We start from the raw sequence: 23,887 nt of genomic DNA on the forward strand, positions 1-23,887 counted from the left end.
GACCCCGCGGAGTCTGGCGGGTCAGTCGTCGCGCAGCTTCTTCAGGCGCTCCACGTCCGCCGCGTGCCCCTCCTTGCCGCCCGGGGTCTCGATGATCAGCGGGACGCCCTCGGTCGCCGGGTGGGTCATCAGCGCCCGGAACGGCTCCTCGCCGATATGGCCGGCGCCGATGTTGGCATGCCGGTCCTTGTGCGCGCCCACCACGTCCAGCGAGTCATTGGCGTGGATCAGCCTCAGCCGGCCCTCGCCGACGGTGTCCACCAGCTCGTCCAGCGTCCGGTGCATCCCGTCCGGTCCGGTCAGGTCGTGGCCGGCCGCGAAGACATGGCAGGTGTCCAGGCACACCCCGAGCCGCGGATGCGCCTCGAGCGCCTCGAAGTACGGCCCGAGGTCCCGGACCAGCGAGCACAGCGAGGCGCCCTGGCCCGCCGTGGGCTCGAGGAGCAGATACGGATCGTCGGGGTGGGTCAGCTCGTCCAGCAGCGGCAGCATGCGCTCGCGCACCTGCCGGAGCGCCACCGGGCGCTCCCGCCCGCCGGTCGCGCTGCCGGTGTGCACCACCACACCGAGGGCGCCGATCTCCCGCCCGCGGCGCAGCGAGTGCCGCAGCGAGGCGACCGAGGAATCGACGGTCGCCTCCGTGTGGGAACCGAAGTTGATCAGATACGGGGCGTGCACATACGCCGGGACGCCCTCCTCGGCGCAGGCCGCCCGGAACGCCTCGTCCTGCCGCGGGCTGCCCCCCGGGGTGGCCCAGCCGCGGGGGTTGGCGACGAAGACCTGCACGGCCTCGGCGCCCATCTCACGGGCGTAGGCCAGGCCGGTGGAGTGCAGACCGCCGGCCACGGGCACATGGCCGCCGACCGGGTTGCGGGGGAGACGATCCTTCACCCGTTCAGGGTGTCATGACCGCCGGGGCACCCGGGACGGGGCCTGCACCTTCGCGCACCTCACCTGATCTTGATGGTGATCGTCGAGCCCTTGGGCGCCTTCTCTCCGCCCGCCACCGACTGGTCCTTGACGGTGTCGCCGAACAGCCCGAGCAGACCCCGGTCCTCGTCGACCTCGAACCCGGCCCCCTCCAGCTTCTCCCTGGCCTCGTCCACGCTGTCGCCGACCACGTCCGGCACCTCGACCATCTCCGGGCCCTTGGACAGCGTCAGCGTCACCGTGTCGCCCTCGGCCGCCCGGCCGCCAGGAGCCGGGTTCTGCCGGGCCACCCGGCCCGCCTCGTGCTCGGAGGTGACCCGCTGGGGAGCCACCTTCACCTTCAGCCCGGCCTCCCGCAGCGCCGCCCGCGCGTCCGCCAGGTCGTCGCCGGTCACGTCCGGTACGTCCACCGGGCTGCCCTTGCTCACCGTGAGCGCCACCGCAGCGCCGCCGCGGACCTTGGTGCCCTTGCCCGGCCTGGTGGAGATCACCGAGCCGCGCGGCACGGAGTCGCTGAACTCGCGGGTCACCATGCCCGGCTCCAGGCCCTCCTCCTTCAGCAGGGCGCGCGCCTTGTCCAGCGGGTAGCCGTCCAGATCGGGCACCCGCACACGCTGCGGGCCCTTGGAGATCACCAGCGACACCGAGCCGTTGCCCCGGATCCGGGCGCCCGCCTTCGGGTCCGTGCTGATCACGGTGCCCCGCTCCACGGTGTCGCTGTACTCCTCGGTGACCTCACCGACCTCGAGGCCCTCCTCGGCCAGCCGGTCCCGGGCCTGCTGCTCGGTCTTCGCCAGCAGCGGCGGCACCTTGGTGAACTGGCCGGAGTTGATGTACCAGATGCCGGTGCCGAGGCCGAGCACCAGCAGCACCGCCACCACCACGGTCATCGGGCCGCGCCGCAGCGCCGGGCGCCGCCGGGGCGGCAGCGGCGGTGACGCCAGCCGGCTGGTGCGGTGCACGTCACCGGCGTCCGGGTCGTCCGCTTCGTCCCCGTCGATCGGCAGCGGCCGGGGCATGGTCAGCGACCTGGGGATGACGCTCGTACGGTCCTCGGAGATGTCGTGCTCCGAGGACAGGGCCTGCGGCGGCACGGCGTCCAGCTGCTCGTCGTCGAGCCGGGCGCGCGCCTCGCGGACCCGGGCCAGCAGCGCCACCGCGTCCTGCGGGCGGATCGCGGCCGAGCGCGCCGTCGCGGCGGCCACCAGCTCGTCCAGCTCGTAGGCCATGCCGGGCACCACGGCCGAGGGCGGCGGCACGTCGTCGTGGAGATGCTTGTACAGCACGGTCGCGGGGGAGTCGCCGTCGTGCGGCTTCTCGCCGGTGAGCATCTCGTAGAGCAGGATGCCGCAGGCGTAGACGTCGACCCGGGGATCGGCGGTGCCGTGCTCGATCTGCTCGGGCGCGAGGTAGGAGACCGTGCCGAGCACGGTACCGGTGGTGTTGGTCACCGAGTCCACGGCACGTACCAGACCGAAGTCGGCGACCTTGACCCGGCCGTCGTCCCCGATGAGGACGTTCTCCGGCTTCATGTCCCGGTGCACGAAACCGGCGCGGTGCGCGGCGCCGAGCGCGGCCAGCACCGGCTCCAGCACGTCCAGCGCGGCCCGCGGCTGGAGCGCGCCCCGCTCGCGCAGCACGTCGCGGAGGGTGCAGCCGGCGATGTACTCCATCGCCAGGTAGACGTACGCCCCGTCGGTGCCCTGGTCGAAGACCTGCACCACATTGGGGTGGGCCAGCCGCGCGACCGACTTCGCCTCCCGGATGAACCGCTCGACGAACGAGGCGTCGGCGGCGAGGGAGGGGTGCATCACCTTGACGGCGAGCACCCGGTCCAGGCGGGTGTCCAGGGCCCGGTAGACCGTTGCCATCCCGCCGACCGCGATCCGGGCGTCGACGCGATACCGGCCGTCGAGCACCTGCCCGACCAGAGGGTCCTGAAGGGTCGTGTCCACGCAGGGAGTCTACGAGCCGCAACCGGCCCCCCGACCCCGTCCACCCCTGTCCAGGGCCCTATTGCAGCGGAGCTGTGACGCGTCTCGCACATCCGCGCGCACCCGGGAGCCCCTCAGAAGGCGGGCCGCTCCGGGTCCAGGGCCGCGAGTCCCTCGGCCGGGGAGGACGCCTCGGCGAAATGCCGCTTGGGGATGCGTCCGGCCAGCCGGGCGAGCCTGCCCGCCTCCACCGCGCTGCGCATCGCCTGGGCCATCAGCACCGGCTCCTGGGCCCGGGTCACCGCGGAGGCCAGCATCACCCCCGCACAGCCCAGCTCCATCGCCAGGGCCGCGTCCGACGCCGTACCGGCGCCGGCGTCCAGGATCACCGGCACCCCGGCCCGCTCCACGATCAGCTCGAAGTTGTGCGGGTTGCGGATGCCCAGCCCCGACCCGATGGGGGAGCCCAGCGGCATCACCGCCGCGCAGCCCACGTCCTCCAGCTTCCGGGCCAGCACCGGATCGTCATTGGTGTACGGCAGCACCGTGAACCCGTCGTCCACCAGCGTCTCCGCCGCGTCCAGCAGCTCCACCGGGTCCGGCAGCAGGGTCCGCTCGTCGGCGATGACCTCCAGCTTGATCAGATCGGTGCCCAGCGCCTCCCGGGCCAGCCGCGCGGTGAGCACCGCCTCCCCGGCGGTGAAGCAGCCGGCCGTGTTCGGCAGCACCTGGATGCCCAGCCTCTGCAGCACCGACAGCACGGATCCGTGCACCGAGGGGTTCACCCGCCGCATCGCGACGGTGGTCAGCTCCGTCCCGGACGCCACCAGCGCCCGCTCCAGCACCTCGAGGCTCGGCGCCCCTCCGGTGCCCATGATCAGACGGGACGTGAAGGACGCGCCGCCGAGAACGAGAGGATCGTCGGCCATGGTCAGCCTCCCTGGACGGCGGTGAGCACTTCCACCCGGTCCCCTTCGGACAGGGGGGTGGAGGACCACCGGTCGCGGGGGACGACGGTCTCGTTGAGAGCGGCGGCCACCCCCGACGGCGCCGCGGTGAGCGAGGCCACGACGGCATCCAGCCGGGTGCCGGGCGCCACCTCGCGGGGCTCTCCGTTGACCGAGACGGTCAGAGCCCGCTGCCCGTCGGTCTGTGTGTGGGGGTGCGTGTCCGTGCTCGGGTTCGTGCTCATGCGTGTGTCCATGCGGGCTGCTCCCTGACTCGCTGCTCCATGACTGTGCCGGCGGTGAAGCGCCGGGGGGTGAAGGGGCGGGCCTCCTCGGGCAGTTCACCGGTGGTCAGGACGTGCGCCAGCACGTCCCCGGTGACCGGCGTCAGCAGCACTCCGTTGCGGTAGTGCCCGGTGGCCAGCAGCAGCCCTTCCAGGTCCGTCGGCCCGAGCAGCGGCGCGTTGTCGGGGGAGCCGGGCCGCAGCCCCGCCCGGGTCTCGGTGAGCGGCAGCTCGGTGATGCCCGGCACCAGCTCGTGGGCGTCCCGCAGCAGCTCGTACACCCCGCCCGCGGTGACGGTGGTGTCCCAGCCCAGCTCCTCGCTGGTCGCACCGATCACCAGCTCGCCGCTCTCGCGCGGCACCAGATACACCTGGCTGCCCCGCACCACCGCCCGCACCGTCCGGCTCAGGAACGGGCCGTGCTCCTCGGGCATCCTCAGCCGCAGGACCTGACCCTTCACCGGCCGCACCGGCGGCAGCACCTCCTCGGGCACCCCCGCGAGCCGCCCGCTCAGGCTGCCCGCGGCCAGCACCACCTGCCCGGCGCTCAGCCCGGTGCCGTCCGCGGCGACCGCCCCGGCCGCCCGCCCGCCGGTGACCACCAGCCGCTCGGCCCGGGTGCGGTGCAGCACCGCACCCGCCCGCTCGCAGGCGGTGACCAGCGCGGCCGCCAGCCGCCGCGGGTCGATCTGGTGATCGCCGTCGACCCGCAGCCCGCCGCGCACCCCCGGCGCCAGCATCGGCTCGAGCCGCCGGCACTCGCGCCCCGACAGCCATTGCGAGTCCAGCCCCGACCGCTGCTGCAGCGCGTGCAGCTCGCGCAGATGGGCCCGGTCGTCGGCGTCCAGCGCCACCGCGAGGGTGCCGCAGCGGCGGTAGCCGGGGTCGTGGCCGGAAGCCTCGATCAGCTCGGCGACGAAGGCCGGATAGCGGCGGGCCGAGGCGAGATTCAGGCCGAGCAGCATCTCCTCGCCGTAGTGCAGCTCGGTGACGGCGGCCAGCATCCCGGCGGCCACCTGGGCGGCTCCGCCGCCCGGCTCGGGGTCGAGCACGGTGACCGACAGACCGCGCTGCGCGGCCCGCCACGCCGTGACCAGACCGATGACACCGCCCCCGATGACGAGGACGTCGGACGTACGCGTGGGCGACATGGGCGTCCAGCCCCTCCCTTCGCCGGCATGACCCGGATCAGGTTCGTACGGTCGGAGGCCGCCAGCCTCCCTCTCAGCCCGGTGCGTCCGGGCTCCCGCGAGTGCTTCACCCGCCACCCTAGCCCGCGGCCGATCGCAGCGGTAAGGGAGCCTCCGCGAGCACGGGCGGGGGAGCGGAGGAACGCGGCGCGGACGGCGGGGGTCGTGCAGAGGCGCGCGGAGGGCGATGCGGAGGAGACCACGGCGCGGAGGGGCTGACCGAACCGGAAGCCGGATGTCTATGGTGATCAGGTGAGCGAGCAGACGCAGGGTTCTCAGCCGTCCGGGCCGGGGCGGGTGGTGGTGGCCGGAGCGGGCATGGCCGGGGTGCAGACCGCGGTCGCCCTGCGGGAGCAGGGCTACACCGGCACCGTCACCCTGCTCGGCGCCGAGCCCCACCAGCCCTACGACCGGCCGCCGTTGTCCAAGGCCGTGCTGCTCGGCAAGGCCGAGGACTCCGCCCTCGACGTCGACTTCGAAGGGCTGGACATCGAACTGCGCCTGGGCTGCGAGGTGTTCGGCCTGCGTCCCGGCGAGCACGAACTGGACACCGGGGCCGGGACCGTCCGGTACGACGTCCTGGTGATCGCCACCGGGGCGGAGCCGGTCCGGCTGCCCGGCGCGGACGGGGTGCCCGGCGTGCATCTGCTGCGCACCCTCGACGACGCCGAGCGGCTGCGCCCGGTGCTGGCCCGGCAGCACGACATCGTGGTGGCCGGGGCCGGCTGGATCGGCGCCGAGTTCGCCACCGCCGCGCGCGAGGCGGGCTGCGCGGTCACCGTCGTCGAGGCCGCCGACCGGCCGCTCGCCGAGGCGCTGCCCGCCGAGGTGGCCGCCCCGATGACCGCCTGGTACGCCGAGGCCGGCGTCGAGCTGCGCACCGGGGTGCGCGTGGAGCGAGTGGAGCCCGGCACGGTGGTGCTGGCGGACGGCTCGCGGCTCGCCGCGGGCGCCGTGGTGGTCGGCATCGGGGCCCGCCCGGCCACCGGCTGGCTGGCCGGGTCCGGCATCGCCCTCGGGGAGCACGGAGAGGTCCTCGCCGACCGCACCCTGGCGACCTCGCTGCCCGATGTGTACGCGGTCGGCGACTGCGCCTCCTTCCCCTCCGGCCGCTACGGCAAGCGGCTGCTGGTCCATCACTGGGACAACGCGCTGCAGGGGCCGCGCACGGTCGCCGCCAACATCCTCGGCGCGGCCACCGGTGAGCCTTCGGCGGTGTACGACCCGGTGCCGTACTTCTGGTCCGAGCAGTTCGGGCGGTTCGTGCAGTACGCCGGTCATCACGAGGACGCCGACCGGACGGTGTGGCGCGGGGATCCGAACGGACCGGCGTGGACGGTGTGCTGGCTGCGGGAGTCCCGCCTGGTGGCGCTCCTCGCGGTGGGCCGCCCCCGGGACCTGACGCAGGGGCGCCGGCTGATCGAGGCGGGTGCGCGGCTCGACCCGGAGCTGGTCGCCGACCCGGCCCGCCCCCTGAAGTCGGCGACCGCCTGACCGACGGCGGACGTCGTCGCACCGCGACGCGTCCACGCAGGCGGACCGGGCCCGCTTCCGGCTGTCAGTGGCAGATGGCAGGCTTGTCCCGTGACCGAGATTGACGCAAAGATCGATGCTCTCGTCCCCGCCTGGCTCACCCTGCCCGACATCGCCGAGAAGCTCGGCGTCGAGGTGACCCGCGTCCGGCAGCTGGTCAAGGAGGGCCAGCTCATCGCCGTGCGCCGGGGTGAGAACCGCGCGCTGCACGTGCCCGCCGACTTCATCGACGGGGACAGGGTCGTCAAGGGCCTCTCCGGCACCCTGACGCTCCTCAGGGACGACGGCTTCACGGTCGAAGAGATGCTGGAGTGGCTGTTCACCCCCGACGACTCCCTGCCGGGCACGCCCGCGCAGGCCCTCCGCGAGAACCGCGGTACGGAGGTGAAGCGCCGCGCCCAGGCCCTCGCGGTCTGATCGAGCGGGACCCCGAGAGCCCCACGGACAGCCCGTCCGGCGCTCCCGGAAACGGCCGGCGCCGGACGTTCGGAGCGAGACGGCCGCCGCATCCCGCCCGGGCGGCGGCCCCAGACCCTCGTGTGCCGTCTCCGGCGGGCCGTTCCGGTCCGTCCCTGCCGGCCCCGGCAGCCGACGCCGGTGCGGACCCGGGGGAGGCGGCACCCACCCGCGCCGCCCCGGGCGGCGCGCATGCCCGCAGCCGCGGGCGATCCCGGGCCGGCCCGCCGCCGACCTCGTACCGTGGTCGTCCGCACAGCCCGCTCGCACCGGCCCGATCGCGGCCGGTACCGAGATCCGACCGACCCCTGGGGGACTCCCGCATGTCCGACGCCGCCGTCACCGCCCGGGCCGGGCTCGCCGACGCCCGGCTCTATCTGTGCACCGACGCCCGCAAGCGCCAGGGCGACCTCGCGGAGTTCGCGGACGCCGTGCTGGCCGCCGGTGTCGACATCGTGCAGCTCAGGGAGAAGGGCATGGAGGCCGCCGAGGAGCTGGAGCACCTCGCCGTCCTCGCCGAGGCCTGCGCCCGGCACGGCAAGCTGCTCGCGGTCAACGACCGCGCGGACGTCGCCCATGCCGCAGGGGCCGACGTCCTCCACCTCGGCCAGGGCGACCTGCCCGTGCCCGCCGCGCGGGCGATCCTCGGCCCGGACGTGCTCATCGGCCGCTCCACCCACGCCGAGGCGGAGGCGGCCGCGGCCGCCGTCCAGGACGGCGTCGACTACTTCTGCACCGGGCCCTGCTGGCCCACCCCCACCAAGCCCGGCCGGCCCGCGCCCGGCCTCGGCCTGGTGCGCTACGCCGCCTCCCTGGACACCGACCGCCCCTGGTTCGCCATCGGCGGCATCGATCTCACCAACCTCGACCAGGTGCTGGACGCCGGCGCTCGCCGGATCGTGGTCGTGCGGGCCGTCACCGAGGCCGACGACCCCGGCGCCGCGGCAGCCGAACTGGCCCGCCGGGTGCGCGAGGCGCAGGACCACTGACCGGACCGCCGGCTCGGCCGCGTCGTCTCAGGTGTGTCCAAGGAGTGGACAAGAAGTCGGCGATTCAGACAAATCTCCCGCATGTGGTTGGGGGACCGCCGACCCCTGGTTAACCTGCGAGTATGGCCCTCGGCACCGCATCCGTCCGGACGGATCACGCGCGAACCGTGCGCGAGATGCTCGCGACGGGAAAGACGACGTACTCGTTCGAGTTCTACGCGCCCAAGACGCCGAAGGGCGAGCGCAATCTGTGGAACGCGCTGCGCCGGGTCGAGGCCGTGGCCCCCGACTTCGTCTCCGTGACCTACGGCGCGGGCGGCTCCACCAGGGCCGGCACGGTCAAGGCGACCGAGCGGATCGCCTCGGACACCACCCTGACGCCGATCGCCCACCTCACTGCGGTCGACCACTCCGTCGCCGACCTGCGCAACATCATCGGGCAGTACGCCGACGCCGGGATCCGCAACATGCTCGCGCTGCGCGGCGACCCGCCCGGCGACCCCATGGGGGAGTGGGTCCCGCACCCGCAGGGCCTCACCTACGCCGCCGAGCTGGTGGAGCTGATCAAGTCCTCCGGTGACTTCTGCGTGGGTGTCGCCGCGTTCCCCGCGATGCACCCGCGGTCCACGGACTGGGACACCGATGTCCGGCACTTCGTCGACAAGTGCCGGGCCGGGGCCGACTACGCGATCACCCAGATGTTCTTCCACCCGGAGGACTACCTGCGGCTGCGCGACCGGGTTGCCGTGGCCGGCTGTGACACCCCTATCATTCCCGAGGTCATGCCGATCGCGAGCGTGAAGACGCTGGAGCGGATCCCGTACCTCACCAACGCGTCGTTCCCCGAGGACCTGAAAGAGCGGATCCTCACAGCGAAGGACGATCCGGCCGCTGTACGCTCGATCGGGATCGAGTTCGCCACAGAGTTCTGCGCCCGGCTGCTGGCCGAAGGAGTGCCCGGTCTGCACTTCATCACGCTGAACAACTCCACGGCGACGCTGGAAATCTACGAGAATCTGGGTCTGCACCACCCGCCGCAGGCCTAGACCGGTCGCACCGGCATACGACACACTGCGTAGCGGCCACTGGGAGAGGGGCGTACATGGGCTGGACGGTCCTCTATATCGCGTTCGGCATCGTCGCGCTGTGGCTGCTCGGCGAGGTGCTGCTGCAGTACAAGGCGCGTCTGCGCTGGCGGCTGCTGGCCTTCGTCGGCTTCCTCGGAGTCGTGGCCGGTGTGCTCACCGCGTCCGTCGTCGTCATCGGACTCGGCGCCGCCGCCTTCGCGGTCGGCCAGACCTATGTCACGCTGTCGTTCCGCCGCGGCTTCGCCGCCGGCTGGGCGGTGAACGCGCCGGTGCTCGGCGGCCGCCGGGACCACGAGCACGAGGAGCCCGTGCTGGAGGTCTCCGATCTCGAGGCGTCCGCGGGCGACGCGTACGAGGAGGACTCCGGACGCGGCCGCGACCGGTCCGCCTATGACGCGGTCGACGACTACGACCGCGACGACGTCTTCACCCCGGGCCGCCCCGACCGGCAGACGGCCGCCGAGACCACCGCGGTCTACGCCCCCCAGCCGATGCCCGACGACACCGGCTCGTACGGCATCTACGACACCGGGTACGGCACCCAGACCCAGGACCAGTACGCCGCCGCCACGCAGAGCGCGGACCAGGGCTACGGCTCCTACGACTACTCCGGCTACGGCCAGCAGGCCTACGACACCGGCCAGCAGCAGTACGCCGCCTACTCCGACCCGTACATCGGCACCGGCACCTACGGCGGCGCCGGGTACGACACCGGCTACACCGACCCGAACCAGTACGGCCAGCAGGCGGCCTACGGCCAGGACCAGTACGGCACCTACGGCGGCGACACCCAGGGCGGCGGCCTGTGGGTCCCGCAGCAGCGGACCACCGACGACCCGTACGGCGGCGAGCTGCCGCCCGAGCAGCAGGCCTACCCCTATCAGGGCGGCGGCCAGCAGCCCCCGGCGGGCGGCTACGACGAGCAGTACCGCTTCTGACCGGCCTCCGGGCGGCCGGCCCCGGTCTCACTGTCTGATCCGGTCACGGGCGCCGGCCCCGGTCTCACTGCGAGCCGCGGAAGTCGGGACCCTCCACGATCAGCCCGGCGACCAGCGCCCCCGACATCCCGGCATGCGCCAGTCCGCCGCCGGGGTGGGACCAGCCGCCCACCGTGAACAGGCCAGGAGTACGGGTGCTGTTGGCGGGATGCAGCCGGCGTCCGCCGTCCGCGGCCAGGGCGGGGGGCGGCACCGCGCCGTCCTCGGCGCCCGTCTCCTCGGCGATGTCGGCCGGGGTGTGCACCTGGTGCCACAGCAGCCGCTCGCGCAGATCCGGAATGGCGCGTCCTGCGACGGTGATCAGCTCCTCGGCCAAGGCGGCCGGGTCCCCGCCCCGGGCCGGGACCGCCGCCGTCAGCGTCACCGACTCGTGCCCCGCGTCCGGCACCAGCGCCGGATCACCGGGCCGCAGCACCGTCACCGTGGGCGCGGCGGACCGCCCCGTGCCGCCCGACAGCGCCTCCAGTGCGGCGTCCCGGTCCGCGGAGTGCACCACCGTGCGGTGGGCGGCGCCGTCCGGGCGTGCCCCGCGCAGCGCCAGCAGCACCGTCAGCCGGCTCGCCCCCGGCCGCTGCGCCGGAACCTCGCCGTCGCCGCGCACCGGCGTCCCCCGGTTCAGCCGGTCGAGCACCGCCGGGGAGACCCCGGCCACCACGAAGTCCGCCTCGGCGACCGTCCCGTCGGCCAGCTCCACACCGGCGGCCCGGCCGTCCTTCTCCACCAGCGCCGTGACCTCGGCACCGAAGACGAACTCCACCTTCCGGGCCAGGCACCGCTCGTACACCGCCCGCGCCAGCTCCCGCATGCCGCCCCGCACGTACCAGGTGCCGAAGGCGTGCTCCATGTACGCCAGGATCGCCGCGTTCGCCGGGGCGGTGCGGGGATCCAGACCGAAGGCGAGGGCGTGGCTCTCGAGCAGCGCGATCAGCCGGGGTTCGCGCAGCTCCCAGGCGCCGACCTCGGCGAGGGTGCCCGCCACCCGGGTGCGCAGCAGCCTGCGGTGCGGCACCGCCGGGTAGGGCTCGCGCTCGGCCAGCACCTGCCAGTTGGGCCACAGCGGCTCCTCGAGCAGCGGCCTGCGCATCCGGTTCCATGCCTCGCGGGCCCGGACCAGCAGGTCGCCCCAGCGCCGGCCGGCCCCGGCGCCGAGCGCCTCGTCCAGGGCCAGGACCACGCCCGCCCGGGAGGCGTTGGGCAGTGACACCCGGGTGCCGTCCGCGAAGACATGGTGCGAGGACGGGTCGACCTGGACCAGCTCGACGCACTCCTCCAGCGGCTCCCGGCCGGTCTTCAGGAACAGATCGCGGTACACGGCGGGCAGGGTGAACAGACCGGGGCCGGTGTCGAAACCGAACCCGTCCCGCTCCAGCCGGCGCACCGCACCGCCGTAGGTCCCGGTCCGCTCGTACACCACCACCCGGTGGCCCGCCACGGCCAGCCGGGCGGCGGCCGCCATCGCGCCCATCCCGGCGCCGATCACCGCAATACGTGCCATGTCAGCGACTGTATCCGCCGCCCTCCGGCGCCCCGGAGGCGAGTACCCGCGCCCATGCGCCGGTGACCAGGCGGCGCCGGCGCGCCGTGGGCCCGGGCACACAGCCGTGAGTATCCGTACCTAGGTGCCGAGATGAGTACCCGGGCGGATGGGCCGCGACCTGCGGGACGACACAGTGGAGACCACGGAGAGAGGCACCGGGACGGCACCGGCGACACGGGGCGCCGGAACGGCCCGGGCCATGATCCGCTCCTTCCGCCGGCCGCAGTCGGCGGGAGCGAGACGGGGGAACCGGGGGGACGACCGAACGGGGCAGCCCCGCGGGGGAACGTACGGGGTGCAGGCGCCGGTCCGGCGGTGGCCCGCGGGGGACGCGGCCACACCGGGCCGGCGTCATCGTTCCCCGTCCGTCCGGACTCTCGTGCACCGCCCGCCCGCCGCTCCGGCGCGCCGCCCCCGAGGCGTGGGCGCACCGCCCGCCTCAGCGGCGGCCGCTCACCCGGCCCTGGAGCAGCCGGGACAGGGCCGCATGCACATCGTCCAGGGACCGCTCCGGCTGGAAGGACTTCCAGTCCAGCGCCGCCACCAGCACCATCCCCACCAGCGCGGCCGCGGTCAGCGGAACGTCGATCTCCTCGCTGAACTCGCCGTTCTCCACGCCCTCGCGCAGCACCTCCTCGACCACCGCCACGGCCTGCTGCCGCACCACCATCAGCGTGGACTGCCAGGCCCGGTTGGTGCGCCACAGCTCCGCCACGTACAGCTGGGTGAAGGCCGGGTAGCGGTCGATGAAGACAAGGCCCGCGCGGATCATCGCGTCCAGGGCGTCCACCCTGCTGCCGCCCCGCGCCGCCGTCTGCTCCGCCGCCTCCTTCAGGGAGGCGGTCAGCAGGCCCACTCCGTGCCGCAGCAGCTCCTCGAAGAGGACCGACTTGCTCGCGAAGTTGTAGTAGACCGTGCCCTTGGCCACCCCGGCCCGCTCGGCGATCTCGTCCACCGTGGTGGCGGAGAAGCCCTGCTCGGCGATGAGGGTGACGGCCGCCTCGTAGAGCTTCTGCCGGGTGGCCTCACGGCGGGCCCTGCCACCCGGGGTGGTGCTGCTGCTTTCCATGGTCCTGATTCTCACAGCACGGCCGGACCGCCCGCGGGCGGGCCCGGTGGCCCGCCCGCTCACAGGGTCAGCTCCGGGTGCAGCTTGTCCAGCGTCCACACCTGGCGGCGCCGGGCCGACAGCGCGGTCAGCGCCAGCGCGCCCAGGGTGAACGCCGTCAACACCGCGCACGCCTGCCACACCGGCCCGAGACCGCCGCCGGTGATCAGCCTGCGCAGCGCCTCCACCACATGGGTCATCGGCAGGAAGGGATGCAGCGCGTTGAAGAAGCCCGGGCTGGTCTGCACCGGGTAGGTGCCGCCGGCCGAGGTCAGCTGGAGCATCAGCAGCGCGAGCACGAGGATCCGCCCGGCCGCCCCGAAGCGGGCGTTGCACCACTGCACGATCGCCGCGAAGCAGGCCGTCACCAGGAACAGGAATCCCACCGTCCCGGCGGCCCTGGCCATCTGCAGCCCGATCGCCCAGTGCAGCACCGACATCAGGGCCACCGTCTGCAGCACCCCGATCGCCACCACCGGCAGCCAGCCCGCCAGCGCGATCCGCCAGGCCGAGGCGCCCGCGACCAGCGCCCGCCGGTTCATCGGCGCGATCAGCATGTAGGCCACCATCGCGCCCACCCACAGCGACAGCGGGATGAAGTACGGGGCGAAACCGGTGCCGTAGTTGGGTGCCCTGTGCAGATCCTGCGTCGCCAGCCGCACCGGGTCGGCCATCACCTCGGTGCGCCGGTCGCGCTCCTGCTTGTCGTAGTCGGGGATCTGCTCGGCGCCGTCGCGCAGCCCGCCGGCCAGTTTGCCGGAGCCGTCGACGAGCTTGTAGATGCCGCCGTTCAGATCCTTCGCGCCGGCCCGCAGATCGCCCACGCCCTCGTCCAGGTCGACGGCGCCCTTCTTGGCGGTGCCGAGCCCGGAGTGCAGCTTCTTCAGACCGGCGGCCACCTTGCCGGCCCCGCTGTTCAGCTTGTTGACCTTGGTGACGGCGTCGTCCAGGTCCTCGGAGAGATGCGGCGCCCGGTCGGCGAGGGCGTCGGCCTGCTTCTCCAGCGTGCGCAGATGACCGTCCAGCTTCTTCAGGTCCTCGCGGTGACCGGTGACCAGCGCGCTCGCGTCCTCCGCGGCCGTCGCCGCCGAGGCCGCCGCGTCCTTGGCCTTCTTCAGGTCGGAGCAGGCGGGGTCGGGCAGGGCCGCCTCCTCGCACCGCTGCCGGTACACCTCGTCCATCGCACCGGACGCCTCCCGGGCGTCCTTCGCCGCGCCCGGGGCCTTCTTCTGCAGGGAGTCGAGGTCCTCGCGGAGCTTCTTGGAGGCGTCGGCGACGAACCGGGCCGTCTTCGCGATGGTCTTCTCGTTCTTCTTCAGGAACGGGCCGGCCTTGGCGTCGATCGCGTTCACCTTGTCGGCGAGTGACTGCGTGCCGTCCGCGACCTTGCGGGAGCCGTCCTTGAGCGAACCGGCGCCCTTGTGCAGGTCCTTCAGGCCCTTGGCGAGCTTGCCGCTGCCCTGCTCCGCGTCCCCCAGCTTGTCGGCGAGCCGCTTGGAGCCCTTCTCCGCCTTGCCGATGCCGCCGTTGAGCCTGTCCGCCCCGTCGGCCGCCTCCTTGGTCTTGCCGTGGATGTCGGAGAACGAGACGAAGATCTTGTCCAGGAAGGAGCGGGAGGTCTTGGCGGACGCTGCCTGGCGCACCTCGGAGAACACCGAGCGGGAGATCTGCCCGACGATGTAGTTGTTGGCGTCGTTGGTCCGCACCTGGAGCGCGCCGGTCTCCGGGGCGTCGCCCGAACTGGACGCAATACGGCGGCTGAAGTCGCGCGGCATGGTCAGCGACAGGTAGTAGGTGCCGTCCTCGACACCCCGGCGCGCCTCCTCGGCGCTCACCTCGTGCCAGTCGAAGACCTTGCTGTCGCGCAGGCCCTCGGCGATGTCGTCGCCCGCGGTGATTCGCTTCCCGTCCGCCGTCGCCCCCGCGTCGTCGTTGACGAGCGCAACGGGGACGCGGTCGAGCCGGCTGTACGGGTCCCAGAACGACCACAGGTACAGCGCCCCGTAGAGCAGCGGCAGCACCAGCAGTGCGACCAGCGCGGCGCGCGGCAGCTTGCCGCGGCCGAAGCGCCGGAGCTCAAGAGCGGCCAGTCTCGGCGAGCGCATCGGCCGCCTCCTTCTCTGCGTGGTCGCCTTCGTCGGCCGGGCCGGTGGCGGTGGTGTCGGTCCTGGTGCCGGTTCCGGTGGCGGTTTCGGTGGCGGTTCCGGCGGCGCCGGCGCCGCCGGAACCGCCGTTCGCGCCGGCCTTGTGGCTCGTCCCGCCGTCGCCGTCGCCGCCGGCACAGGACCCGGCCCCGGCGGAAGACCCGGCCCCGGCGGTGTCGCCGGGCTCGCCGGCCTCGCCGGTGCTGTCGGCCTCGCCGGTCTGGCCGGTCTGGCCGGTCCTTCCGGTCTTTCCGGTGTCCGTGCGCACCACCACCGCGTCCTCGGGCGGCTCGCTGCACACGGCGACCACCGTGATGCCCCGCTCGGTGAGCGACCTCAGCTGGTTCCAGATCTCCGCTCGCTCGGCGGCCGACAGCTTCAGGTCCGTGTCGTCCACCCCGAGCAGCCGCGGACGCCCGATCAGGGCCAGCGCCAGGGACAGCCGCAGCGCCTCCGTCCGCTCCAGGTCCCGGACCGCCGTCCGCGCCCCCTTGGGCAGCGACTCGATGTCGAGCCCGGCGGCGGTGAGCGCCGCCTCGATGTCCCGCCGCGTCCGGGCCGCCCGCTCCCGGCGCGGGCGCAGCAGCGCGCGCAGCGAGGTGAAGCGGCGCTGCAGCAGCGCCCGTTCGCGCAGATGCTCGCCGACGGTCAGTGCCGGGTCGAGGTCGGTCACGCCGGTGACGTGCGCCAGCGCGCTGACCCGGCGCAGTGCCGCCATGCGCTTCGGCAGCTCGTGACCGCCCACCGAGGCGGACCCGGCGGTCGGCTTCATCCGCCCGGTGAGCGCCAGCAGCAGACAGGTGCGGCCGGAGCCGGACGGTCCCGCGACGGTGATCAGCGAGCCGGGCTCCGCCTCCACGGTGATGCCGCGGAACACCCAGCCCCGCGGTCCCTTGAGCCCGAAGTCCCGGGCGGAGACGGCGAGTCCGGGCGGACCGCCCACAACGCCCCCCATGCGTCCCTCATTTCAGAAGCCCCCGAAGGGGACTGTTTTTGAACTGACTGGTCAGTGCAAAAGCTAACCCGAACGGTCGATCGAGGCAAAACCCCTGGTCAGAACGGATTGTCAGTGCCATACCGCACGATGAGGGCATACGGCACCCCCTCACCGGGCGTGCCGTCACGAAGACGACAGGAGGTTCGTCATGGCCCACTCGTCCGCAGCTGCCGCCCGCCGGCGCCGCGCCACCGGCCCTGCCCCCTCACTGACCGGCCCGGCGAGCGACATCCACCCCGTGCTCCGCCGTGCCGCGGCCCCGCCCGCCGCCCTCGACCTGCTCGCCCAGGCCCGTGCCGGACTCGACGAGGCCGCCGTCCTCGACACCCCCAACGAGCGCTACGCCACGGCCCACCTCGCGGCCCTGCGCACCGCGGCGGCCGTCCTCGCGGCGCGAGGCAGGCCCGAGACCTCGCCCCGGGCCAGGGCGAAGATCAGGAGCGCCTGGGAAGTGCTCCCCGAGATCGCACCCGAACTCACCGAGTGGTGCGCCCTCTTCGCCTCCGGCGCCCGGCGCCGCGCCCTGGCGGAGGCGGGTGTCCAGGGCGCGGCGAGCCGACGGGACGCCGACGACCTGATACGGGACGTGGCGATGTTCCTGCGCCTGGTGGAGCGGATGCTGGTCCTGCAGCCGGTCCTGCCCCAGCCGCGCCCCGACACGGACGCCCCGTCGGGCGAGGGCACGGCACGCGGCGTCCCGCCCCGCAGCCAGGGGATGCCCGACCAGGGGATGCCGGACGCCGGCTGACGGGCACCCGCGCGGGCGACGGCCCCGCGGTCGCACCGCAGGCAGGTGACCGGGTACCGCCGCATAGGCAATAGGGTGGGAGTCGCCTGAAGCCTTCGCCCCGCCGCCCCCGCCGAGGGGGCCGGGGGAGACAGACCGATCGCTCCGCCGAGAACGAGGCGGTGCCGCGCCGAGGAGTCAACTGCCGTGTCGGACCTGCGCCCCCGCGCCGCCCTGCGTACCGCCGTGGTCTGGGAGGTTCTCCAGGACGCCCTGGAGCGCCGGGTCAAGGCGACCGGACGGCAGGCCCTGGACGTGCTCGACACCGGCGGCGGCAGCGGCAACTTCGCCGTGCCCCTCGCCCGCCTCGGCCACCGGGTCACCGTGGTCGACCCCAGCCCCAACGCGCTGTTCGCCCTCGAGCGCCGTGCCGCCGAGGCCGATGTCGCCGAGCGCGTCCGGGGCGTGCAGGGCGACGCCCACGGCCTGCTCGACGTGGCCCGGCGCGGCGGCTACGACATCGTGCTCTGCCACGGTGTCCTGGAGTACGTGGACGACCCGGCGGAGGGCGTGCGCAACGCGGTCGCCGCGCTGCGGCCCGGTGGTGTGCTCAGTCTGCTCGCCGCGGGGCTCGGCGGTGCCGTGCTCGCCCGCGCGCTGGCCGGGCACTTCGCCGAGGCCCACCAGGCGCTCACGGACCCGAACGGCCGATGGGGCTCGGGTGACCCCGTGCCGCGGCGCTTCACCGCCGAGCAGCTCACCGGGCTCGTCGAGCAGGCCGGCCTGCGGGTCGGGGCGGTGCACGGCGTGCGGGTCTTCTCCGACCTCGTGCCCGGAGTGCTCGTGGACACCGAGCCCGGCGCCCTCGACGCCCTGCTGAAGCTGGAGGCCGCCGCGGCCGAGCTCGCCGCCTTCCACTCCGTGGCCACCCAGCTGCACGTGCTCGGCGAGGCTGCCGGGTCCGCGGCCGGATGAGCACCGCGGCCGGCTCCCCGGCAGGGCGCCGCTGATCAGCGCCCCGTCGCCGGGCCGTACCCCTCGCCCATGGAGTCCGCCACAGGCCCCCCGAATGGCGGCCGAGCGCCGTATGATCGAGGGAGACCGTCCGGCATGACGGGTCGGCTCCAGGGGAATGTGAACCTCAGCGAGCCGGGACGTCACTGGCGGATCCGGTTGGCCAATTGGCGCAGAGGGGCGGGTTTCACGGGGGCGATTCCCTGCCTATCCTGAAGAGACCCCCCCGGTCGCCCCGGCGACTGCACGATGAGGAGGACTCCGTGCCGCTCTCGGAGCACGAGCAGCGCATGCTCGAGCAAATGGAGCGAGCGCTGTACGCCGAAGATCCCAAGTTCGCGTCGGCGCTCGAGGGAAGCGGGCTGCGTACGTACACCCGGCGGCGGGTCTACCAGGCGGTCGCGGGCTTCCTCGCAGGTATTGCGCTCCTCATGGCCGGTATGGTCGCCCAGCAGGTCTGGCTCAGCGTGGTGGGGTTCCTCGTCATGCTGGGCTGCGCGGTCCTCGCCGTGACCGGCTGGCGCAAGGCCCCCAAGCCCGGTGAACAGCAGCCCCCCGGCGCGGCCCCGCACACGGGCCGGCAGGGCAGGCAACGGCGCTCGATGATGGACCGCATCGAGGAGCGCTGGCAGCGCCGCCGCGACGAACAGGGCGGCCACTGACCTGACGCCCGCGGCAGCATCCGCCGGCCGGCGGCAGCAGCCTGCTGTGCACAGACGAAGACGCGAAACGTCGGTCAGGGGGTGACCACCCCGGAGGGTGGTCACCCCCTGACGCATGTCGGGTGGCCGTGAGCACGGGTGGTTCCAGCGGCCGTCCCCCCTGATCCACGGGCGGGGCCGGGGACGTGGGCCCCGCGCCGGCTGTGTGTGCCGCCGCCACCACGACGACCTGCCCGCGGCCGGGACCCGCCCGCTGGACCCGCCCGCTGCCGGGACACGCCCGCCTCCGGGACCTGCCCCGGCCGGGGTTGCGTTCTCAGCTCTGCTGCCGTGACGGGCGGCGCCAGGCCGGCGCCCTGGTGAGCCATGCGGGGCGCAGGGCCGCAGCCCGTCCCCGCACGCCGGCCCACCAGGAGGACACCGCCCAGCTCACCCGGGCCGTGGAGCGCGGGGCGAAGAGGGCGCGGAGGCGGGTGGCGCGGCCCGCCGTGGAGCGCAGGCCGGTGATCACCCGGCGGACGTCCTCCGTGAGCCCGGCGACCGGGCGGGGCTGCGGGGCGTACAGCACCTGCTCCACCGCGCCGGCCACCCGGTGCACCGAGGCCGCGGCGGCCTCGTCGAGGTGGCCCAGGCGCACGATCCGGGCGGCCGCCTTGCGCGGGGTGAGCGACTCGTCCGGCAGGATGCCGTAGTCCCACGCCGTGTCGATCAGCTCGTCCCAGACGGCCATGATGTGCGGCGCCGCGTCCGCGTCCGAGCGGCCGTGCGCGCCCAGGCGCACCGCGCGCGTGCGCAGCCGCCACAGCAGCGGCGTCAGCGGCACCGCCAGCACGGCCAGCCCGGCCAGTGCCCACATCAGCAGCGCGTACCACTTGGGGCCGTCCCCGTCACCGGGCAGCGCGGCCTGCGCCGACTCGCCGGGGCACCCGCCGTCCAGCTTCCGCTGCTCCACCGGGCAGCTCTCGCTCTGCGAGGGGGCCGCCGACGGTGCCGAGGAGGACTCCTGGGCGGACGGCCGGGCCGGGTCCGGCAGCTGGCTGTCGTCGGTGTCCGGGACCGTGTACGCGGGGATGGAGCCGCGGGTGGGGGTGGGCTCGAAGCGGGTCCAGCCGACTCCCTCGAAGTACAGCTCGGGCCAGGCGTGCGCGTCGCGCAGCCCCACCGACACCGTGCCGTCGGCCTGCGGGGTGCCCGGCGCGAAGCCCACCGCGACCCGGGCCGGTATGCCCAGGGAGCGGGCCATCGACGCCATGGCGAAGGAGAAGTGCACGCAGAAGCCCTGCTTGTCCCGCAGGAAGCGGGCGATCGCCCGCGAGCCGCTGCCCACGTCCACCTGGGTGTCGTACTCGAAGCCCCCGGTCACGGCGAAATAGTCCTGGAGCTTGACCGCCTGGTCGTAGGGGGTCTTCGCGCCCTGGGTGACCTCGCGGGCGGTGCGGGAGACCACCGAGGGCAGGGAGTCCGGCAGCTCGGTGTACTCGCGGCGCAGAGCGGGCGGCGGTGCCGGGGCGTCGGACAGCTGCTTCGCCGTCGGCCGCACGTCCAGGCCGCGCACCGAGTAGGTCAGATCCCGGGTGTTCTGCCCGTGGTCGCCGACCAGCGTCATGCCGACCGGCTCGTAGCGCCAGTTGCCCCGGATGTCCACACCGCTCGGCGGGTACGGCATCGGCAGCCAGTCCTGCCCGTACCACTCGGCGGTGGAGATGGTGGTCGCGAACTCCTTGCGCGCCACGTCCGGGCCGAGGCCCGCCGGGGTCGGGAAGGCACCCTCGGGCACCGTGGTGATCGACCGCTTCGACGGCTTCCAGGTGGTGCCGTCGAAGTCGTCCAGGGACACGATGCGCAGGTACAGGTCCGACAGGTTCTCGATCTCGGTGCGCACCGACATCACCTGACGGTCCTCGTCCACGTTCAGCGAGTCGCGCAGCGACACCAGCGGGTTCACCGCGGAGATGGTCCCGCCGCCGCCGGGGCCCGAACCGACGCCGGCGCCCGCCGGGTCCAGCAGCCCGCCGTTCATCGCGGGCAGACCGAGCGGCACCACCAGGGCGATGCCCAGCGCCAGTACCCCGATCCGCCTGCCGGTTCGCACCGGAGCGGCCGGCCCGGTCGGCTCACCCGGCCCGCGCGAGGTACCGCTGAAGACCCGCCCCCACGCCGAGAGCCGGTCGCGGCCCTCGGCCAGCAGCAGCATCAGATATCCGGCCGCCGCCAGCAGGAACCACACCCAGTCGCTGCCGCCGTCGGACAGACCGGCCGCCACCGAGTACAGGGCGAGCAGCGGAAGCCCCGCCGGGGCCGCGCTGCGGAAGGTCACCGCGAGGACGTCCACCAGCAGCCCGATGATCAGCACCCCGCCGATCAGCATCAGCCGGATGCCGTCGGTCAGCGGCGCCGGGATCGCGTACCGGCTGACGTCCTCGCCGCCCCGCTCCAGCAGCTCGGCGAGGGACCGGAAGGCGTCCGGCCCCGGCAGCACCCCGGCGAAGGCGTGTTCCCGGGCGAACACCAGGGTCATCAGCAGCAGCGTCACCAGCGCCTGCGCCGCCACCGTCAGCGGGCGCGGCAGCGGCACCCGCCGGGCCGCGGCGCCCACGCCCGACTGCACGGCGAGCAGAAAGGCCGCCTGGATGATCCAGGTGGCCGGCTTGACCAGGGGCAGCAGCGCGCTCGCCGCCAGCAGCGTGGCCAGCCACGCGGCCAGCGTCAGCCGTACCCGCCCGCTCATGAGCGTCCCTCCCCACCGCTCGCCGCGGCCAGGCCGGAACGCTCCTGCTCGGCCCGCCGCCACAGCTCGTTCAGTGACGCGCCCCGCGGCGCCGCCAGGGCCGTCCAGCCCGCCTCGCGCAGCAGCCGCAGCTGATCGGCGCCGCGGTCCCGGCCGCCGGGCGCCGGGGCGGCGTCCCGCATCCATGAGGCGCTGTCCAGCAGGAAGGCGAGCGCGCCCCCGCTGCGCTGCCGCATCCGCCCCAGCACCGCGGCCTGCTCCTCGTCGAGATCCCCGAGGAACGCCACGAGCAGCCCCTCGTTCCCGCCGCGCAGCACGTCGTAGGCGCGCGACAGGCCCGCCCCGTCGGAGTGGTCCACGACCGCCAGGGTGTCCATCATCAGCCCGGCCGCGTCCGCGGACTCCTGGTTCGCCCCCGCGAAGCCGTCGGAGCCCTCGCCCGGCACCACCTGTCCGGTGTCGGTGAGCAGCCGCACCGAGAAGCCGCGCTCCAGCATGTGCACCAGCACCGAGGCCGCACCGGAGACCGCCCACTCGAAGGCCGAGTCGGGGCCCGCGCCCTGGTAGGCGACGGCCCGGGTGTCCAGCAGCACGGTGCAGCGAGCCCGCTGCGGCTGCTCCTCGCGCCGCACCATCAGCTCGCCGTAGCGGGCCGTGGAGCGCCAGTGCACCCGGCGCAGGTCGTCGCCGTAGCGGTAGCCGCGCGGGATCACGTCGTCCTCGCCGGCCAGTGCCAGCGCCCGCTGCCGGCCGTCCCCGTAGCCCTTGGCCTCGCCGCTCAGCCGCACCGGCGGCAGCGGCTCCACGCGCGGGATCACGGTGAGCGTGTCGTACGTGGAGAAGGAGCGGGTCAGCTCGCACATCCCGAACGGGTCCGAGAGCCGCAGCTGCAGCGGCCCCAGCGGATAGCGGCCGCGCAGATCCGAGCGGACCCGGTAGGACACCTCGCGCCGTCCGCCGGGCTCCACCCGGTCCAGCACGAAGCGGGGCCGGGGTCCGAGCACATAGGGCACCCGGTCCTGCAGCATCAGCAGCCCGGTGGGCAGCCGGGAGATGTTGTCCATCCGCAGGTGCACCCGGGCCTCGCTGCCGGCCGGCACCCGCGCGGGGGAGAGCCGGCGGCTGCCGGCCACCCGGTAGCGGGTGCGGAACAGCACCACCGCGCACACCAGCGGCAGCACCGCGAGCAGCAGGCCGACCCGCAGCAGATCGCTCTGGCCGAGGACGTAGGCGCAGATCGCGGCGGCCACCCCGGCGGCCAGGAACGAGCGCCCGCGGGTGGTCAGCCCGGCCAGGGCCGTGCGCAGTCCGCCCCGGCCGCCGTCGGCGCCCTCGGTGTGGACCGCACCCGCGGTGGTCATCACAGCCTCCGCGGCGGCTGCTGGCCGAAGGCCGCGCCCCGGCCGCCCACACCGAACGCGGTCTGCTGCGGGGCCGCCGCCGGCACCGGGGTGCGCTGCAGGATGTCGTGCACCACCTGCTCGGCGGTACGGCGGTTGAGCTGGGCCTGGGCGGTGGGCAGCAGCCGGTGCGCGAGCACGGCCACGGCGAGTGCCTGCACGTCGTCCGGCAGCGCGTAGTCCCGCCCGCTGAGCGCCGCGGACGCCTTCGCCGCGCGCAGCAGGTGCAGCGTGGCGCGCGGGGAGGCGCCGAGTCTGAGCTCCGGGTGGGTGCGGGTGGCGCCGACCAGGTCCACCGCGTAGCGGCGCACCGGCTCGGCCACATGGACCCCGCGCACCGCCTCGATCAGCTTGAGGATCTCGTGCGCGTGCGCCACCGGCTGGAGGTCCTCCAGCGGGGAGACGCCGCCGTGCACGTCCAGCATCTGCAGCTCGGCCTCGGCGCTCGGATAGCCGACCGAGACCCGGGCCATGAAGCGGTCGCGCTGGGCCTCGGGCAGCGGATAGGTGCCCTCCATCTCGACCGGGTTCTGCGTGGCCACCACCATGAACGGGCTGGGCAGCTCGTAGGTCTGCCCGTCGATGGTGACCTGGCGCTCCTCCATGGACTCCAGGAGCGCGGACTGCGTCTTGGGCGAGGCGCGGTTGATCTCGTCGCCGATCACCACCTGCGCGAAGATCGCGCCCGGTTTGAACTCGAAGTCGCGGCGCTGCTGGTCCCAGATGGACACACCGGTGATGTCCGAGGGCAGCAGGTCCGGCGTGAACTGGATGCGCCGCACCGAGCAGTCGATCGACCGCGCCAGCGCCTTCGCCAGCATCGTCTTGCCGACCCCCGGGACATCCTCGATGAGCAGATGCCCCTCGGCGAGCAGTACGGTCAGCGAGAGCCGTACGACCTCGGGCTTGCCCTCGATCACGCCCTCCACCGAACTCCGCACGCGCTCCGCGACGGCGGTCAGATCAGTGAGGCTCGCTCGATCGTCATAGGTCGTCACCCGGCCCTCCTCGGCCTTTCCCCGCGCTCCTTGTCGAGCGGAGGACCCCATATTTCCCGGGCCGACGCATGCAGTGCGGACCGGCCCACCCCGAATCTCGTGTGCCCCACGCGAACAGCTTCGCGTGGCGCCACCCCCGCATTCTTGCTGCCGTTACCGATTCGTGTCACTCGCCTGTGGGCAACTGACGGCGATATGTCGGATCTTACGACGTTTGTGAAAC

Annotated in this window: 20 protein-coding genes and 1 riboswitch; of the genes, 8 read left to right on the plus strand and 12 right to left on the minus strand. The window is 74.0% G+C overall.

Annotated elements, in window-relative coordinates:
• Positions 1-21: 21 nt before the first annotated feature.
• The 5 genes from HCJ93_RS13355 to thiO form a co-directional block, all read right to left on the minus strand.
• Positions 22-891 carry a deoxyribonuclease IV gene (locus HCJ93_RS13355; protein WP_167994613.1) on the minus strand — a complete coding sequence of 290 codons (870 nt, stop codon included), beginning with the start codon at positions 889-891 and terminating at the stop codon, positions 22-24.
• 59 nt (positions 892-950) lie between these two features.
• Positions 951-2,885: a Stk1 family PASTA domain-containing Ser/Thr kinase gene (pknB, locus tag HCJ93_RS13360; protein ID WP_167994615.1), complete on the minus strand. Its 1,935-nt coding sequence runs from the start codon at positions 2,883-2,885 to the stop codon at positions 951-953.
• Positions 2,886-2,998: 113 nt separating this feature from the next.
• Complete coding sequence (locus HCJ93_RS13365; RefSeq protein WP_167994617.1) at positions 2,999-3,793, minus strand: thiazole synthase; 795 nt, start codon at positions 3,791-3,793, stop codon at positions 2,999-3,001.
• 2 nt (positions 3,794-3,795) lie between these two features.
• Positions 3,796-3,996, minus strand: coding sequence for a sulfur carrier protein ThiS (thiS, locus tag HCJ93_RS13370; RefSeq protein WP_167994833.1), 201 nt, complete (start codon positions 3,994-3,996; stop codon positions 3,796-3,798).
• 56 nt (positions 3,997-4,052) lie between these two features.
• On the minus strand, positions 4,053-5,246 hold the full coding sequence (gene thiO, locus HCJ93_RS13375) for a glycine oxidase ThiO (RefSeq protein ID WP_167994619.1): 1,194 nt from the start codon (positions 5,244-5,246) through the stop codon (positions 4,053-4,055).
• Positions 5,244-5,355, minus strand: a riboswitch (TPP riboswitch). It overlaps the preceding gene by 3 nt.
• Before the next feature lie 182 nt (positions 5,356-5,537).
• On the opposite strand from thiO, the gene HCJ93_RS13380 reads away from it, so the two are divergent.
• The 5 genes from HCJ93_RS13380 to HCJ93_RS29175 all read left to right on the plus strand — a co-directional run bounded on the left by HCJ93_RS13380 (position 5,538) and on the right by HCJ93_RS29175 (position 10,289).
• The gene (locus HCJ93_RS13380) at positions 5,538-6,779 is read left to right on the plus strand and encodes an NAD(P)/FAD-dependent oxidoreductase (protein ID WP_309141396.1); all 1,242 of its coding nucleotides are present in this window, start codon (positions 5,538-5,540) and stop codon (positions 6,777-6,779) included.
• A 90-nt stretch (positions 6,780-6,869) separates the two neighbouring features.
• On the plus strand, positions 6,870-7,235 hold the full coding sequence (locus HCJ93_RS13385; RefSeq protein WP_167994621.1) for an Rv2175c family DNA-binding protein: 366 nt from the start codon (positions 6,870-6,872) through the stop codon (positions 7,233-7,235).
• 362 nt (positions 7,236-7,597) lie between these two features.
• Positions 7,598-8,263, plus strand: a complete 666-nt coding sequence (gene thiE / locus HCJ93_RS13390) for a thiamine phosphate synthase (protein ID WP_167994623.1) — start codon at positions 7,598-7,600, stop codon at positions 8,261-8,263.
• 122 nt (positions 8,264-8,385) lie between these two features.
• Entirely contained in the window at positions 8,386-9,309 is a 924-nt protein-coding gene (metF, locus tag HCJ93_RS13395; protein ID WP_167994625.1) for a methylenetetrahydrofolate reductase [NAD(P)H], read from the plus strand.
• A gap of 56 nt (positions 9,310-9,365) precedes the next feature.
• Positions 9,366-10,289, plus strand: a complete 924-nt coding sequence (locus tag HCJ93_RS29175; RefSeq protein WP_206317348.1) for an SCO2102 family sporulation regulator — start codon at positions 9,366-9,368, stop codon at positions 10,287-10,289.
• 64 nt (positions 10,290-10,353) lie between these two features.
• On the opposite strand, the gene HCJ93_RS13405 is transcribed toward HCJ93_RS29175, so the two are convergent.
• The 4 genes from HCJ93_RS13405 to HCJ93_RS13420 form a co-directional block, all read right to left on the minus strand.
• Complete coding sequence (locus HCJ93_RS13405; protein WP_167994627.1) at positions 10,354-11,844, minus strand: phytoene desaturase family protein; 1,491 nt, start codon at positions 11,842-11,844, stop codon at positions 10,354-10,356.
• Positions 11,845-12,325: 481 nt separating this feature from the next.
• Positions 12,326-12,955 carry a TetR/AcrR family transcriptional regulator gene (locus HCJ93_RS13410; protein WP_167994629.1) on the minus strand — a complete coding sequence of 210 codons (630 nt, stop codon included), beginning with the start codon at positions 12,953-12,955 and terminating at the stop codon, positions 12,326-12,328.
• A 59-nt stretch (positions 12,956-13,014) separates the two neighbouring features.
• Positions 13,015-15,099 carry a YhgE/Pip family protein gene (locus HCJ93_RS13415; RefSeq protein ID WP_167994631.1) on the minus strand — a complete coding sequence of 695 codons (2,085 nt, stop codon included), beginning with the start codon at positions 15,097-15,099 and terminating at the stop codon, positions 13,015-13,017.
• On the minus strand, positions 15,071-16,093 hold the full coding sequence (locus HCJ93_RS13420; protein ID WP_167994641.1) for an ATP-binding cassette domain-containing protein: 1,023 nt from the start codon (positions 16,091-16,093) through the stop codon (positions 15,071-15,073). Before HCJ93_RS13420 ends, HCJ93_RS13415 begins: the two co-directional genes overlap by 29 nt.
• A gap of 190 nt (positions 16,094-16,283) precedes the next feature.
• On the opposite strand from HCJ93_RS13420, the gene HCJ93_RS13425 reads away from it, so the two are divergent.
• From HCJ93_RS13425 to HCJ93_RS13435, 3 genes are all read left to right on the plus strand, one after another.
• Positions 16,284-16,883: an SAV_6107 family HEPN domain-containing protein gene (locus tag HCJ93_RS13425; RefSeq protein WP_167994662.1), complete on the plus strand. Its 600-nt coding sequence runs from the start codon at positions 16,284-16,286 to the stop codon at positions 16,881-16,883.
• A gap of 186 nt (positions 16,884-17,069) precedes the next feature.
• Complete coding sequence (locus HCJ93_RS13430; protein WP_167994663.1) at positions 17,070-17,837, plus strand: methyltransferase; 768 nt, start codon at positions 17,070-17,072, stop codon at positions 17,835-17,837.
• A gap of 302 nt (positions 17,838-18,139) precedes the next feature.
• The gene (locus HCJ93_RS13435; RefSeq protein ID WP_167994665.1) at positions 18,140-18,538 is read left to right on the plus strand and encodes an SCO2097 family morphological protein; all 399 of its coding nucleotides are present in this window, start codon (positions 18,140-18,142) and stop codon (positions 18,536-18,538) included.
• A 316-nt stretch (positions 18,539-18,854) separates the two neighbouring features.
• On the opposite strand, the gene HCJ93_RS13440 is transcribed toward HCJ93_RS13435, so the two are convergent.
• The 3 genes from HCJ93_RS13440 to HCJ93_RS13450 are packed head-to-tail and all read right to left on the minus strand — an operon-like array spanning position 18,855 to position 23,664.
• The gene (locus tag HCJ93_RS13440; protein WP_167994667.1) at positions 18,855-21,266 is read right to left on the minus strand and encodes a transglutaminase TgpA family protein; all 2,412 of its coding nucleotides are present in this window, start codon (positions 21,264-21,266) and stop codon (positions 18,855-18,857) included.
• On the minus strand, positions 21,263-22,627 hold the full coding sequence (locus HCJ93_RS13445) for a DUF58 domain-containing protein (RefSeq protein WP_167994669.1): 1,365 nt from the start codon (positions 22,625-22,627) through the stop codon (positions 21,263-21,265). Before HCJ93_RS13445 ends, HCJ93_RS13440 begins: the two co-directional genes overlap by 4 nt.
• Positions 22,627-23,664 carry an AAA family ATPase gene (locus HCJ93_RS13450; RefSeq protein ID WP_167994671.1) on the minus strand — a complete coding sequence of 346 codons (1,038 nt, stop codon included), beginning with the start codon at positions 23,662-23,664 and terminating at the stop codon, positions 22,627-22,629. Before HCJ93_RS13450 ends, HCJ93_RS13445 begins: the two co-directional genes overlap by 1 nt.
• Positions 23,665-23,887 lie beyond the last annotated feature (223 nt).

It is taken from the genome of Streptomyces composti (assembly GCF_012034205.1).
In the GTDB taxonomy this organism is placed as follows: domain Bacteria; phylum Actinomycetota; class Actinomycetes; order Streptomycetales; family Streptomycetaceae; genus Streptomyces; species Streptomyces composti.

Excerpts from the sequence above, each read along its gene's own strand:
- HCJ93_RS13365 (WP_167994617.1), bottom strand. The coding sequence starts at position 3,793 with ATGGCCGACGATCCTCTCGTTCTCGGCGGCGCGTCCTTCACGTCCCGT.
- thiO (WP_167994619.1), bottom strand. The coding sequence starts at position 5,246 with ATGTCGCCCACGCGTACGTCCGACGTCCTCGTCATCGGGGGCGGTGTC.
- thiE (WP_167994623.1), top strand. The coding sequence starts at position 7,598 with ATGTCCGACGCCGCCGTCACCGCCCGGGCCGGGCTCGCCGACGCCCGG.
- metF (WP_167994625.1), top strand. The coding sequence starts at position 8,386 with ATGGCCCTCGGCACCGCATCCGTCCGGACGGATCACGCGCGAACCGTG.
- HCJ93_RS29175 (WP_206317348.1), top strand. The coding sequence starts at position 9,366 with ATGGGCTGGACGGTCCTCTATATCGCGTTCGGCATCGTCGCGCTGTGG.
- HCJ93_RS13405 (WP_167994627.1), bottom strand. The coding sequence starts at position 11,844 with ATGGCACGTATTGCGGTGATCGGCGCCGGGATGGGCGCGATGGCGGCC.
- HCJ93_RS13410 (WP_167994629.1), bottom strand. The coding sequence starts at position 12,955 with ATGGAAAGCAGCAGCACCACCCCGGGTGGCAGGGCCCGCCGTGAGGCC.
- HCJ93_RS13415 (WP_167994631.1), bottom strand. The coding sequence starts at position 15,099 with ATGCGCTCGCCGAGACTGGCCGCTCTTGAGCTCCGGCGCTTCGGCCGC.
- HCJ93_RS13420 (WP_167994641.1), bottom strand. The coding sequence starts at position 16,093 with ATGGGGGGCGTTGTGGGCGGTCCGCCCGGACTCGCCGTCTCCGCCCGG.
- HCJ93_RS13425 (WP_167994662.1), top strand. The coding sequence starts at position 16,284 with ATGGCCCACTCGTCCGCAGCTGCCGCCCGCCGGCGCCGCGCCACCGGC.
- HCJ93_RS13440 (WP_167994667.1), bottom strand. The coding sequence starts at position 21,266 with ATGAGCGGGCGGGTACGGCTGACGCTGGCCGCGTGGCTGGCCACGCTG.
- HCJ93_RS13445 (WP_167994669.1), bottom strand. The coding sequence starts at position 22,627 with ATGACCACCGCGGGTGCGGTCCACACCGAGGGCGCCGACGGCGGCCGG.